The sequence below is a fragment of the Bacillus sp. FSL R5-0523 genome, from assembly GCF_037975295.1.
Classification (GTDB): domain Bacteria; phylum Bacillota; class Bacilli; order Bacillales; family Bacillaceae; genus Bacillus; species Bacillus subtilis.
In genome coordinates, this window is sequence record NZ_CP150251.1 from 2567231 (window position 1) to 2580094 (window position 12864).

A 12864-nucleotide genomic window follows, 5' to 3' on the forward strand; every position below is an offset into this window, starting at 1 on the left:
GAAGCGGACTTAAAAAGCCCACTTTTTTTCTAACAAACAATTGAGTTATACACACATATCTGATTACAGTGTTTTCCCTCTTTCCCCCTCTTATTTCTCCCCCATCTCTATAGCTTTTCTATTTCAATAAAGCACAAGTATCGATTGAAAAGTTATCGTAACATGTACACTTCACGGGACATTTTTCGAGATTGCGAATCGACCGTTTGCCAGATACACATAGTCATAATGTGTAAATTCTGTGTCTATTTTCATGTTTATTATGGAATTATTTTCATAATGTTTTATAATACAAGATGATAACGCTTTCTAATTATAATGATAGGGGGAAATAATGATGATGAAAAAAGGACTGCTTGCGGGTGCGCTTACGGCAACTGTGCTTTTTGGCACATGTGCAGTAGATGTGCCGGGTATTATTAGCCCAAAAACCGCAGAAGCTGCATCACAGCTAACTGATGGAATCGGCGGGAGGGCTTACTTGAACAGCACTGGTGCAATTTTTGTTACGAAAATCCAGCTTCCTAGCTCCATTCAGGTTTCAAATGGGACAGCCTATATCTACTCTGGCTTTAGCGGAGGCACAGAATCCGATATCGGGTTTCAGTACAGTGATAAATATAACGTATGGAAACCATATATGAAAGTCGGTTCAAAAGGACAGGATCAGGTTCAGTACCTCGAAGGAGGAAGCCAATTCACGAATACGAAAGGCTTCCGTCCCGGCAGCACCGTACAACTTACCATCTACAAAAACCTTAACGGCAATACACGCGCTACATACTGGGGCACAAACAATGCGGGATACAACGGCCGTCTCATTTCAGAGATCAGCAAAACAAATGTCGGCTCCATCTCCAAATGGAAAGCGCTCGCTACAGTTGCTACAACAGGGTCACGCCAATCTATCAAATCAAACTTTTCTACATCTTTTACAAACATCACCATCGACAACAAAGCAATAACACCTGTAATTGATACACAAGACTTCGCTAAAGTAACAGTCTCAGGCAACAGTGTCAGTTTATCCGTTGTGAAAAATTAAAACATGTTAAACATACAATGCATTAGGCTATTGAGAAGCTCTCGATAGTCTTAAAGGGGGCTTAACATGCCCCTTTTTTCATTTCAATTTAACTTTCAGTTAGCTTCGGTACATGCCGTCTATCTCCGTCTTTTATCTGGGTGAAGTAAGGAGCAGCTCGCCCCTTCTGAACCTGTTCCATTTGCTCAACGCAAAAGGTGTGCATCACTGTCTTAAAAATGTTAAAACAAATGGCAGATGGTGCACTTTATTTTTAGATGAGGCATGCTTACGCTCGATATGCAAGTCAAATGATTAAGGGTCTGCAAGAGAGAGAAGTTTTGGGTGTACTTTCATAAAAGAGGGATGTCTTCATATAGCTCGATTGCACCAGGAAGATTAACCAGCGATTGGCCGAGAACAACACATCATTTTGAAACGGATTCATTCCAAAAGATAAGTATGATCCAATAACTAATAAAGATCAGTTAGCAGTCCAGCCTTAAAAATATTTTTACATCAATTAAACTAGCATCACTATCGAATAAGCTCGATCTGCATATCATGTACTATCCTCTTTTAAGGAAGGTGATGTTATGAGGTCATTTCCATTAATTGTAGTTCTATTCATCCTATTAATCATCGTTGGGACATCTTTCTTTGGTGGCTATTAAGAACACACCTTACCTCATATCCATCAGACGCCATAAGAAATCTTTATGGCGTCTGTTTTTTATTAGATTTAAACAAAACCATTAAAGTGGGGCCATGCAAACACACCTATGGAGATTACTGCCACGACTTCTTTGTGAGGGAAATATTCTTCCCTTTATGGACTATTGTCGATCAAAAGAGAAAGTTGAAATACCTTTTTATGGTGAGATGAATCGAGGCTTAGACATATAAAAAACCGCAAAGCTTTCTTGAAGAAGCTTTGCGGTCTTTGGGTCTCTTCTTTGCTTCATATAAGCCAATAGATTTCAAGCGTAATCCACTGCTCATACATCCAATGATTTTTTATTTTGAAATAGGTTTCTTCTACTCTTCATGTGAGATGACTCAAGGTATGCCACGTCACGATAATGTGGCGGATCCTGAATGGTCTCAATCAGTTTTTTCCCCATTCTATCAATTCTCCACAGAAAAAATGGCTATGGCAGAACAACTTTCATAGAGTAATCATCATTAATGAGCCATCATCTCATGGGCAATATCGTGTCCATCCATTTTTGACGGGTAGTAGGTAGGCCAGTTTTTGACTTCATCAAGTAAAGCTTCACGGTCGTCCCCCCAATAGAGATGGTAATGACTAGCTTTAGTCGGGTAAATACTATGATCACTAAACTGAATATACTGAGGCAGCCCTTCTGCTTTTTTAGCTAGTTTGAATATGTATCTTACCCCTCTATTGCCCGCATCATAGGTTAGAATTTCGTATCCGTCATACGTATACTTACCAGAATATTCTTTTCCATTTTTGAAGAACGTTACAGTATCTTTCTGGATTACAATACGGTCAACATCTGTTTGATAGCCTTTTTTATAATACTCTTTATATTCTTCAGCTGTCTTGCCGCCTTCGTGTTCTGATTTATATGAAAACACTTCGTCAAGAGTACCATCTTGCAGGTATGGATATACAGATTGCCAATCTCCTTCCCAATCAGAAAGTAAGCGATCCTTTACTTGGCTGTGTTTAAAATAGCCTTCATATATTTTTTCTGTTTCTTCATCATGCGCATGACTATGATCGTGAGAATGTTCGTGTGTATGACTGTCAGATGTTTGCTCTTGCGTTTTGGAAGAGTCTTCTTCAACTGCTGAGGATGATGTTGTTTGATTAGACTCACCTGCAGAAGAACCGGAAGTCTGACATCCTGCCAAAACTAGTAATGAACCAATCGTTAATATGCCTAGCCGCTTTGAAAATAAAATGTTCATTCCAACACTCCTTTTTCATTAAATCGAAAACATTACGATTTATATTATACATGCATCTCTTGCAAACATCAAAGGGAAAATGCTTTTCATGCGGATGGCTTATTTTAAAGGAATAACTGACTATGTTCATCAGTTATTCCTTTAAAATACGAAAGTCTACGATATTTCCATATCGATCCGCTTCAATATGACAGCACCCCTCAAGCAGCTGTTTTAATTTTCCACGTCCGCGTTGTACCCTTGATTTTGCTCCGGAGTAAGAAATGCCGAGCTTTTCACTCAACTCTTTTTGTGATAACCCCTGAAATTCAGTTAACTCGAGCGCCTCTCGATACTTTTCAGGCAACCGTTTGATGGTCGATCGAATACACACAGCTGCTTCCTTGGTGAAATTTTCTTCCTCTGCACTGTCATTAAAATGTAGAACATCAGGCAATATTTCGCTTGTTTTTTTTGTACGGTAAAAATCAATAATCGTATTTCTAGTGATCCGATAAATCCAGCTGTCGATCTTTTGTTCATCGATCAGATTTGGGAGATGCACTTGTATTTTCATAAATACGATTTGCAAGAGGTCATCAACGATAGATTGATCGTTAACCCTATGTGAAATATATGTTTTTAACGGCTGATGAAATTGATCCCATAGATCCTCTATATTCATTTGAAAAAACCTCCTATAATTTTGCGTCTGCTTTACATTTGCTTCGTCTTTTTAATCGTAACAAAGAGCGAAACAATTGTTGAATCAATTGTATTGCAGCTGTTGCAAAAAATAATGATAAAGGAGAGGTTTGTTGTGGAGTATACCTATTTAGGGAGAACAGGATTGCGGGTGAGCCGTTTATGTTTAGGCACGATGAATTTTGGAGTTGATACAGACGAAAAGACTGCGTTCCGTATCATGGATGAAGCGCTTGATAACGGCATTCAATTTTTTGATACTGCCAATATTTACGGCTGGGGCAAAAACGCAGGATTGACAGAGAGCATCATTGGAAAATGGTTTGCACAAGGAGGACAGCGCCGCGAGAAAGTTGTTCTGGCGACAAAAGTATATGAACCGATTTCTGATCCGAATGACGGACCAAATGATATGAGGGGCTTGTCTCTATACAAAATCAGACGTCATCTGGAAGGATCACTGAAGCGGCTTCAGACAGATCATATCGAATTGTACCAAATGCATCATATCGATAGGCGGACACCGTGGGATGAGATATGGGAAGCTTTTGAGACTCAGGTTCGCTCCGGCAAAGTAGACTATATTGGATCCAGTAATTTTGCAGGCTGGCATTTAGTTAAAGCGCAAGCTGAAGCTGAAAAACGGCGATTCATGGGACTCGTCACTGAACAGCATAAGTATAGTTTATTAGAACGAACAGCTGAGATGGAAGTGCTGCCGGCTGCCCGGGATCTTGGTTTAGGAGTAGTGGCGTGGAGTCCCCTTGCAGGAGGGCTTCTTGGCGGGAAGGCATTGAAAAGCAATGCCGGAATTCGTACAGCAAAAAGAGCAGATTTAATTGAAAAACATCGTTTGCAACTCGAGAAATTTTCAGATTTATGCAAAGAACTAGAAGAAAAAGAAGCAAATGTGGCTTTGGCATGGGTGCTGGCAAATCCAGTTTTAACTGCGCCGATCATCGGACCACGAACGGTTGAGCAGCTGCGTGATACGATAAAAGCCGTTGAAATCAGTCTGGATAAGGAGATTCTCCGCATGTTAAATGATATCTTTCCCGGACCTGGAGGAGAGACACCTGAGGCATACGCCTGGTGATACATTCATTACTCAATACTGACATTTTTCTTAAATATTTATACTGAACTATCATATTAGGAAAGACAAGAGCTTGTTTGTCTCTTGTCTTTTCCACATCATGCTGAAAATGCTGGCTAAACATCGACAAAAACGCTGCCGCTTCTAAAAAAGAACCCTAAACAATAGAGTAACTGGAAAGACAACTGGCTTGATCAGCTTGGGACCCCTTTCAGCTGTATTTAAATCAATCAAACTAATGATTCATTGGCAGTCTAAATATTATTATTGTTTCTTTACAAAATAGTAATAGCCCCTGTAATGATTGCTAACAACGTAATAACTAATGATGTAATTACAGCCCACTTAACGGCAAACCTTTGAAATGATCCCAAGTCAATTTTAAGCATGCTTACTAATAGTAGTGTTGACGCAACTAATGGACTCATCAGATGAACCGGCTGCCCCATTATAGAAGCCCTTGCTATTTCTACTGGTTCTATACCATATGCTGAGGCAGCTTCTGCAAAGATAGGTACCATACCAAAGTAATATGCATCATTTGATAAAACAAAAGTAAACGGAATGCTAGTGAGTGCTACAATAATGGGGAAAAACTCTCCCATTGATGAGGGGATGATGGATACCAATGATCCTGCTATGGCATCCACCATCTTTGTCCCGGATAATATACCAGCAAATACTCCTGCTGAAAATACCAATAATACCACGGTTATGGCATTACCAGAATGCTCGGCGATTCGCTCCTTCTGCATTTTTACATTCGGATAATTTATAGTAAGGGCAAGAACAAAACCAATTAAAAATAAAACTGACGGATGCTTAGTTCCAAGCACAATAAACACCATGATACTTATAACGAGGAATAAATTAAGATATATTAAGCGTGGCCTTTTCAATTGCTCGCTCTCCAAACTAGCAGCCATATAAGATTGAGAGCTGTCCTTTGTTATATGTCTAGGCTCTAATTGAACGATGCCTATTCGATTCCTCTCTTTCCTTCCCATTAGAAAAGCCAGAAATATCACACAAGCAATACCTCCAAGCATGGTCGGAAGTAATGGCACAAAAAAATCTGAAGGATCCAAACCCAGCACTGAAATCGCTCTTGTAGCTGGTCCGCCCCATGGAGTCATTCCGCTAACGATACTCAACGACAGCATTGCTAATGTCGCCATAACCATGGGATTCATACCAATTCTTTTATACAAAGGTAACATTGCTGAGACTGTTATCATATAGGTTGTTGTACCGTCCCCATCTAAAGCGATAAGCATTGCCAAGACGGCAGACCCTATCGCTATTTTCACAGGGTCTCCCTTTACTATAGATAAAATTTTTTCTATTAGCGGATCAAATAAACCTGCATCAATTAAAATTCCGAAAAAAAGAATAGCAAACAATAGCAATGCCGCTGAACTTGCAACTGTTTGAATTCCTTCTAAAATCATGTCGCCAATACCCTTACCAAAACCTCCAATAAGAGCAAAAACAATGGGAGTGATGGTCAAGGCAACAATAGGCGAGACTTTCTTTGTCATTATTAATATTGTAAAAACAGTTACCATCGAAAAACCTAAAATAGTAAGCATATTACACCTCCAAGAATGCGCTTTCAAATGACTTTTGATTAACATATCTTATACAGTGTAATAAGTTAAATAAATATTTTTTTACTGTGTTTCAAAAAAAATTCTATCATAACTTTAAATGGTTACCATTTGTTCACCCTTTAAAAAATCAATGAATGCTTTAACGAGTTTGATTCCTAATGATTTTTGATCGTACATTAGCCAAGTATCTCTCATTAGAGGCTTACCCTTAGCATTATACAGTTCCATTGTGTACAAATGATCAGATTCCTGCAGGCAAATTTCTGGTGCTATGGAGTAACCAAGACCATGCTTTACCATCTCTTTGCAAGTCTCTTGTCGATCCACTTCCATTGCAATAATGGGGGCTTGTTTTAGATTCGTATGCATCCAATCTTCTATAATCGTTTTTAAAGAAGCATCCGTTTTATATTTGATAAAAGGTAAAAAAGGAAGCTGCTCTATCGTTATTGGTTTTTTTGAGATGATATGTAATTTTTCCCGTGTCAGCCGTTCCTCCACCCCTTTCCAGCGATGGCTTCCTCTCAGTATACCGACTTGTACAATACCAGCATCTAATAATTTCATGACATCTGTGCTCCAGCCTGTTTGTACACTATATTGGACATTAGGATACATAGTGGAAAATTCCCTTAATAACTTAGGGAGCTTATATTGAGCGAAATTGCTTGATACCCCCAGCCTTAGATGTCCTTGCACCTCTTTGCTTAGATTAGAAATATGATCTTTGGTATCTTGAAGTTCCTGTAGCATTCTTCTTGCATAAGCAACCAAGTGTTCTCCTTCCGCAGTAAAGGTAATTCCTTTATGCCTTTTGGTGAATAATTCAATTCCGAAAATCTCCTCAATCTTATTCAACCGATAAGTGATGGAAGGCTGTGATGTAAATAATCGTTCTGCTGTTTTTGTTACACTTTGTTCTTCGTGAAGAATTTTCAATAAAATCCAATCTTTCTCATCCATTTTCATCTTCCTTTCTAGTCCTTCTTTCACAATTATAAAAGTTTTTTTATTGAATATTAAGAAAACTTATATTTTATTTTTATTTTTTTACCTTCTACACTAAAAAACATAAAAAATACTACCTTTCAGATGAGGATGATGACGATGGTCAAGACGAATGTAACAATCATGAGAGGCGGAACAAGCAAAGGCGTTTTTTTCCATGAATCAGCCATGCCTAACAATAAAAACGAATGGGAGCCCTTTTTGCTTGATATCATGGGAAGTCCTGATAAAAGACAAATAGATGGTTTGGGTGGCGGCAATTCTCTTACTAGCAAAGTGGCGATAATCAAGAAAGCATATACTTCGGATATTGATGTTCACTATACTTTCGGTCAAGTCAGCATTTCAGAAGAAAAAGTGGACTTTAAGGGGAACTGCGGAAATATCTCCGCTGCTGTTGGGCCATTTGCTATCGAAGAAGGACTTGTAAAAGCGACAGAACCAATGACTGCGGTAAGGATCCTGAATACCAATACGAATAAAATGATCATTGCGGAAGTGGAAGTGGAAGACGGTCAGGTCAAATATGACGGAGATGTTACGATATCTGGAGTACCTGGATCTGGATCTCCAATCTATTTAAACTTTCATGATGCCGCTGGTTCAGTTACCGGTCATTTATTGCCTACTGGAAATAGTTCGGAGTTTTTAGATACAAGTCAAGGCCAAATAGAGGTGTCTATTATCGACTATGCAAATCCATTAGTTTTTGTGGAAGCGAGCAGTATCGGCCTGGATGGAACGGAACTTGCAGAAGAATTTACTGATCTACAGTTGGCTCAATTTGAAGAATTAAGATCCATTGCGGCAGAGAAATGCGGCTTTGCCAGTCGATTTTCAGCTACAAAGTTATCGCCGGCTGTCCCCAAACTGGCTATAGTATCAAAACCAGAGAAATATAAGGATAGTACAGGTGCTTGGCATTCAAACGTTGAGATGGACTTACACATCAGGATGATGTCCATGCAAAAGCCTCATCAAGCACTGGCTGTCACTGGAGCGATATGTACAACAAGAGCCCTTTCAGTGGAAGGTGCAATCCCTGCAAGAATAGCAAAAAACCACTCTACAAAGGTTCGGCTAGCTCATTCTTCTGGTATTATTGAAACAATGGTGGAGCCCACTGGTATAAAGATCGTCCGTACCGCACGACGTATTATGGACGGAACAGTTTATACGCATGGAGACTATCAAATGATGTAGATGGACTGTGCAAAAAGCCTCCCCCTTTCCATCGTTAATAGATGGATTGAAGGCGCCTTCTTGCACAGATCCATTGTAATCCGGCATGGCTTTAAAAAAAGCCTCTATATTGTTATTGTTTTACATGAAATCGCCAATGTCCTTTAAGGTATCTGCCTCAAGCCTGACCTAATCATTATAGAGAATTGAATACTTTTTACTGCTAATAAAAAGATACCAACATACATCATTGGTATCTTTTAGATTGAGTTCAATCCGCAGCGGTTTCTTTTCCTTACTGCTTATTTGATTACGAAATTACCGTACTCGTTTGAACGAACATGAATCGGTCCGTTTAAATTGTAATTGTTCTCCTTGGCGATAGATCGAAGCACGTCCACACGGGCAACTGATTCTCTCCATTCGTCACGGGTGTCATGATTGGCCGGATTCATCAGATCGTCATAGCGTACGTCCAAGAATTTATTTAACCACTTCTTCTCGTCTATTCCGTCTTTAGGTGATCCGCCCGCTTTTTTGTTCGTACGTTTAATCAAGGCATAAAAAGAGTCAGGGTCATCACCATCGCCATGTTGAATAACCGTATCGTACATCACAGCTCTAGCCAATGCTGTTTTTAGTCCGGCATTGTCTGATCGTTTCATAGCAGGCTGATAATACAAATGGTCATTTACTTTGTCTTGAGCGGCGCGAAATTCCTTATCATTTGCAAGCAACTTCCAGGCAGAAGCGAATCCCTTGAGATTGCTTGTATCATCGCTTTCTTCCTTGGCCAGACGGCGCAATTCAGGCAGATACTTTTTCAGTTTGTTATTCGGAACTGCCTTTGTGTATACTTCCACTACTTCCAATGCATCCCCGGTAGCCGTTGTAAAGCCTGCCCGTCCGCATGTATAGCCTCGCCCGTCATCCAATCGCTCTACATATCCATATTGGATCTCCGTTGTGCCGTTTTCAAAGATACTTGTCAGCTGTTCCGCCCGGCGCTTTTGATCTTTATTCAGTCCCGCCGCAAAAACCGTTTCGCTCATCATCAGGGTAAAAAACATGGTGAAAACAAGTAATGAGATCGCTGCTTTTTGCATACTGATTTTCATTGCACTTCCCCTTTTTAAATATTGTAAATACAGACTCAGTATACATGAAGAGACTGCCCTATTGTTGAAAATGCATCAATTTGTCAATATTTTGAATCTAAAGTAATATAGCTTGAATCTTACTCTTTTGATTGCCAATCAGCCTTAGCCCCTCTCACTTGGAAGGTCCCTTTCATACTGCCAACTTTCATTAACAAGATGCCATAAGGCTTTACTCTATTTTATAATGGAAGTGATCATCGAAAATCGTTAGGGAGGTGATGTAAATGGCAAGCAAGATGAGAATGCCAGATTCCGCAACGTCCCATGCAAAGCCTACTATTGGGAAGCGATACTTTGCATGGGGTAGACTTTCTAAAAGATCGCCCAAGTAAGCTTTTCTGATATAGTGGCTTTGCACCTTATTTGTCATAAAAAAATAAGGAGCTGGCAGAAATGGCATATGTAAAAGCAACCGCTATTTTACCTGAAAAGCTGATATCGGAAATTCAAAAGTATGTTCAAGGAAAAACAATATATATTCCTAAACCTGAATCCTCTCATCAAAAATGGGGTGCGTGTTCAGGAACAAGAAAGCTGATCGATGACAGAAACGCTTCTATTAAAAAAGCATTTAAAAACGGCAAAACCATTCATCAATTATCTGATGAATATCACCTCTCTATTGAAACAATAAAAAAAATTGTCTACTCTAAATAAACAAAACGGAAGCACTGATGAAATATAATCAGTGCTTTTTATATGGCGAGTTTGTTTCTTAGTTATTTCCTGCATATGATACCATTGGCCAATTGTGTAAAGTTAAGGGAGATGAGAAGAAAGGAAGGTCCTACAAATGACGATAAACAATGGAACATTGCAAGTACCCGGCGCGAACATCCACTATCAGGTGCGTGGCTCAGGTCCAATCATTCTTTTGGTCCACGGCGGAGGCGGTGATGCCGACAAGTTCCATCATGTTGCCAATCATCTGGCTAACTGGTACACGGTTGTTACTTATGATCGCCGCGGCCATTCCCGCAGCAATCTCGCCAATCAGATTGAGGATTACCGTGTGGAAACACACAGTGACGATGCTCACCGTCTTCTAGCCAAAATCACCAATAAGCCGGCATACGTATTTGGAAGCAGCTCCGGGGCTGTTATCGGGCTTGATCTGTGCATACGCCATCCCGAACAAGTACATGTCATGATCCCACACGAACCAATCTTATTGCAGCTTCTGCATGGAAATGAGCTGAAACAAGCCGAGCAATTCATGGAAGACCTTAAGAAAAATCATCGAAGTGAAGTCATTAAGTTAATGTCAAGATTAGAGACAGACGAACAATCAAAGGCTGTGCTGACAAAGCGGCTTCTCGGCAATTCAACGTATTTCACTGAGTATGAAATTCAAGGAATTCTCAACTATACATTAGATATCGAAGCTTTAAAAACTGTGTTTACATCTCCACTGATGAAGATACTCCCAGCTGGCGGAAGTGCTTCTCGGGAGCTTTTTCCTTATCGTTGCGCGAACGCCCTGGCGGAACAATTGAAAACAGAATTGGTTGAATTCCCCGGAAATCATACGGGGTACACAATATACCATAAAGAATTTTCTGAGAGGTTACACGGCATGTTAGAAAAAGAAAAGAAACATACGTGTTAAGGATTAATTAAAATTTTCATAATAGGACAGGTAAAACTAACTCTGGAATTAGAGAAGATTTCACGAAGCGTAAAAAGAACTTTTCACTAACGAGAACGCAATGTGAGATGTTTAACCAAAGTGATATTAGGAATTTCATCGAAAAATAGGTTTGTACATTACGTTCTCCTATTGATTATTTCCTATCTTAATTCCGTATTTATACCATTAGATACAACTCTAAAGCGGCTCGTTATTTTGTCCTCAACAACAACCAGTGTCTAACATCATGAATCTCTTTTGAAAATCACCACAAATGCAGGTATGGAAGACTTCATCGCAGCAAAAACCATACCAACAACAATAGTTGGTATGGTTCGTCCTAGATAGGCCCTTAAGAAGAGATTCTATTGTACGGAGTATTTAGCTAATTGCATTTGTAACCGACAGGGCCGTCTGATCCTGTGTACACATATGTGTCAGACACATATCCAATATTCACGACACCCCGGGAATCTTTCCACTGGATTTGGTCCCAGATATTACTCGTTCCATACTTCCCTGTAACAGTCGTTCCATAAGCATAACAATAATAAGGAACACGGGAGCCGCTCGGAATGGAAAGCATAATAGGATAATTTGTACCAGGACCGCTGCGCATATTGACAGGCGCACCGCTGCTTGTTGAGACAGTAAAGTACTGAACGGCAAGTGCCTGACTGGAAAAAATGAATAATGATGCTATCATAACGGTTAACATACTCAGCATTTTCAGTTTAGTCAATGTCATCCCTCTTTCTTCAATTCCTTCATTTTAAGAAACGATAGAACATAGGCTACCAGCTGCATTTAGGAACAACCGGACCGTCTGAGCCTGTATACATATATGTATCAGAGACAAATCCAGGAACGATCTCCCCGCTGGCAAGCGTCCGCTCTGTGTAATTCCAAATATTGCTCGTTCCATACTTTCCAGTTACAGTTGTACCGGTTTTGTAGCAATAGATCGGGATGCGGGTTCCGCTCGGAATGGTCGTTACAATTCCCCAACTTGTACCTGGGCCGCTGCGCATATTGACAGGAGCACCGCTGCTTGTTGAAACCGTATAATACTGAGCCGCAAGTGCATGGCTAGAAAAAATGAACAAAGATGCAATCATCACCGTTAGCATACTTAGCCTCTTTAGCTTATTCACCTTATACCCTCCCCTTATAAATGCCGTACGTTTGACTTTCTTACATCCAGTTAAGGATTACTTTCAGATACCATGCCCCTCCCCTCCCATATATTTATCAATGTACCATAAACTAGATCTTTCAAAAGTGGAATTATTCCTATGTTTTCGACAATTAAGGATACAAAATAAATGGTAGTCAGGCTTGATATTGATGGTGTGTTACATTTGGCTCTTAATCATTTGTCCAGTCGGTAATCACGATTGACAATCCCGAAAAAGGACATGGATCAAGCGGCTTCGTTTCCACCAATTAACTCAATCAGTGTACTGCTTCCTTGTATCCACGCTTCTTCTCGATTCATAGATACTCCACCTTTTTCACCAATCAAA

General features: G+C 39.9%; 14 protein-coding genes and 1 pseudogene. 6 read left to right on the forward strand and 9 right to left on the reverse strand.

Features of this window, described 5'->3' with window-relative positions; translation table 11 throughout:
• The first annotated feature begins 337 nt into the window (after positions 1 to 337).
• On the forward strand, positions 338 to 1045 hold the full coding sequence (locus NYE53_RS13200) for a YrpD family protein (protein WP_015483480.1): 708 nt from the start codon (positions 338 to 340) through the stop codon (positions 1043 to 1045).
• Positions 1046 to 1620: 575 nt separating this feature from the next.
• Entirely contained in the window at positions 1621 to 1698 is a 78-nt protein-coding gene (locus NYE53_RS13205; RefSeq protein ID WP_072175780.1) for a YjcZ family sporulation protein, read from the forward strand.
• A gap of 287 nt (positions 1699 to 1985) precedes the next feature.
• On the opposite strand, the pseudogene NYE53_RS13210 reads toward NYE53_RS13205, so the two are convergent.
• The 3 genes and pseudogenes from NYE53_RS13210 to sigZ all read right to left on the reverse strand — a co-directional run bounded on the left by NYE53_RS13210 (position 1986) and on the right by sigZ (position 3629).
• A pseudogene (locus NYE53_RS13210) lies at positions 1986 to 2148 on the reverse strand (hypothetical protein).
• Between the two features lie 61 nt (positions 2149 to 2209).
• Complete coding sequence (locus NYE53_RS13215; RefSeq protein ID WP_268555748.1) at positions 2210 to 2965, reverse strand: metal-binding protein ZinT; 756 nt, start codon at positions 2963 to 2965, stop codon at positions 2210 to 2212.
• Positions 2966 to 3098: 133 nt separating this feature from the next.
• Entirely contained in the window at positions 3099 to 3629 is a 531-nt protein-coding gene (sigZ, locus tag NYE53_RS13220) for an RNA polymerase sigma factor SigZ (protein ID WP_014480374.1), read from the reverse strand.
• Between the two features lie 135 nt (positions 3630 to 3764).
• Between sigZ and NYE53_RS13225 the strand changes: the two genes are divergently transcribed.
• The gene (locus NYE53_RS13225; protein WP_339245109.1) at positions 3765 to 4745 is read left to right on the forward strand and encodes an aldo/keto reductase; all 981 of its coding nucleotides are present in this window, start codon (positions 3765 to 3767) and stop codon (positions 4743 to 4745) included.
• Between the two features lie 275 nt (positions 4746 to 5020).
• Here the strand turns inward: NYE53_RS13225 and NYE53_RS13230 are convergent, their stop codons facing one another.
• Positions 5021 to 6337 carry a citrate:proton symporter gene (locus tag NYE53_RS13230; RefSeq protein WP_339245111.1) on the reverse strand — a complete coding sequence of 439 codons (1317 nt, stop codon included), beginning with the start codon at positions 6335 to 6337 and terminating at the stop codon, positions 5021 to 5023.
• 114 nt (positions 6338 to 6451) lie between these two features.
• Positions 6452 to 7321: a LysR family transcriptional regulator gene (locus tag NYE53_RS13235; RefSeq protein ID WP_015251604.1), complete on the reverse strand. Its 870-nt coding sequence runs from the start codon at positions 7319 to 7321 to the stop codon at positions 6452 to 6454.
• Between the two features lie 144 nt (positions 7322 to 7465).
• Between NYE53_RS13235 and NYE53_RS13240 the strand changes: the two genes are divergently transcribed.
• Complete coding sequence (locus tag NYE53_RS13240; RefSeq protein WP_339245112.1) at positions 7466 to 8569, forward strand: 2-methylaconitate cis-trans isomerase PrpF family protein; 1104 nt, start codon at positions 7466 to 7468, stop codon at positions 8567 to 8569.
• A 281-nt stretch (positions 8570 to 8850) separates the two neighbouring features.
• On the opposite strand, the gene csn is transcribed toward NYE53_RS13240, so the two are convergent.
• Positions 8851 to 9666, reverse strand: coding sequence for a chitosanase (gene csn, locus NYE53_RS13245; protein ID WP_336154024.1), 816 nt, complete (start codon positions 9664 to 9666; stop codon positions 8851 to 8853).
• Between the two features lie 435 nt (positions 9667 to 10101).
• Between csn and NYE53_RS13250 the strand changes: the two genes are divergently transcribed.
• Entirely contained in the window at positions 10102 to 10365 is a 264-nt protein-coding gene (locus NYE53_RS13250; protein ID WP_003229850.1) for a CD3324 family protein, read from the forward strand.
• 136 nt (positions 10366 to 10501) lie between these two features.
• Positions 10502 to 11317 (forward strand): alpha/beta hydrolase, encoded by an 816-nt coding sequence (locus NYE53_RS13255; RefSeq protein WP_339245115.1) that lies wholly within the window; start codon positions 10502 to 10504, stop codon positions 11315 to 11317.
• 406 nt (positions 11318 to 11723) lie between these two features.
• Here NYE53_RS13255 and NYE53_RS13260 read toward each other — a convergent pair whose 3' ends face one another.
• The 3 genes from NYE53_RS13260 to NYE53_RS13270 all read right to left on the reverse strand — a co-directional run bounded on the left by NYE53_RS13260 (position 11724) and on the right by NYE53_RS13270 (position 12863).
• Complete coding sequence (locus NYE53_RS13260) at positions 11724 to 12080, reverse strand: SH3 domain-containing protein (protein ID WP_004398671.1); 357 nt, start codon at positions 12078 to 12080, stop codon at positions 11724 to 11726.
• A gap of 52 nt (positions 12081 to 12132) precedes the next feature.
• On the reverse strand, positions 12133 to 12492 hold the full coding sequence (locus tag NYE53_RS13265) for an SH3 domain-containing protein (RefSeq protein ID WP_119899611.1): 360 nt from the start codon (positions 12490 to 12492) through the stop codon (positions 12133 to 12135).
• A gap of 269 nt (positions 12493 to 12761) precedes the next feature.
• Positions 12762 to 12863 carry a hypothetical protein gene (locus NYE53_RS13270; protein ID WP_119123071.1) on the reverse strand — a complete coding sequence of 34 codons (102 nt, stop codon included), beginning with the start codon at positions 12861 to 12863 and terminating at the stop codon, positions 12762 to 12764.
• Between the last annotated feature and the right edge of the window lies 1 nt (position 12864).

Bases quoted from the DNA above. Each gene is read 5' to 3' on its own strand.
- NYE53_RS13200 (WP_015483480.1), top strand. From the start codon at position 338: ATGATGAAAAAAGGACTGCTTGCGGGTGCGCTTACGGCAACTGTGCTT.
- NYE53_RS13205 (WP_072175780.1), top strand. From the start codon at position 1,621: ATGAGGTCATTTCCATTAATTGTAGTTCTATTCATCCTATTAATCATC.
- NYE53_RS13215 (WP_268555748.1), bottom strand. From the start codon at position 2,965: ATGAACATTTTATTTTCAAAGCGGCTAGGCATATTAACGATTGGTTCA.
- sigZ (WP_014480374.1), bottom strand. From the start codon at position 3,629: ATGAATATAGAGGATCTATGGGATCAATTTCATCAGCCGTTAAAAACA.
- NYE53_RS13230 (WP_339245111.1), bottom strand. From the start codon at position 6,337: ATGCTTACTATTTTAGGTTTTTCGATGGTAACTGTTTTTACAATATTA.
- NYE53_RS13235 (WP_015251604.1), bottom strand. From the start codon at position 7,321: ATGGATGAGAAAGATTGGATTTTATTGAAAATTCTTCACGAAGAACAA.
- NYE53_RS13240 (WP_339245112.1), top strand. From the start codon at position 7,466: ATGGTCAAGACGAATGTAACAATCATGAGAGGCGGAACAAGCAAAGGC.
- csn (WP_336154024.1), bottom strand. From the start codon at position 9,666: ATGAAAATCAGTATGCAAAAAGCAGCGATCTCATTACTTGTTTTCACC.
- NYE53_RS13250 (WP_003229850.1), top strand. From the start codon at position 10,102: ATGGCATATGTAAAAGCAACCGCTATTTTACCTGAAAAGCTGATATCG.
- NYE53_RS13255 (WP_339245115.1), top strand. From the start codon at position 10,502: ATGACGATAAACAATGGAACATTGCAAGTACCCGGCGCGAACATCCAC.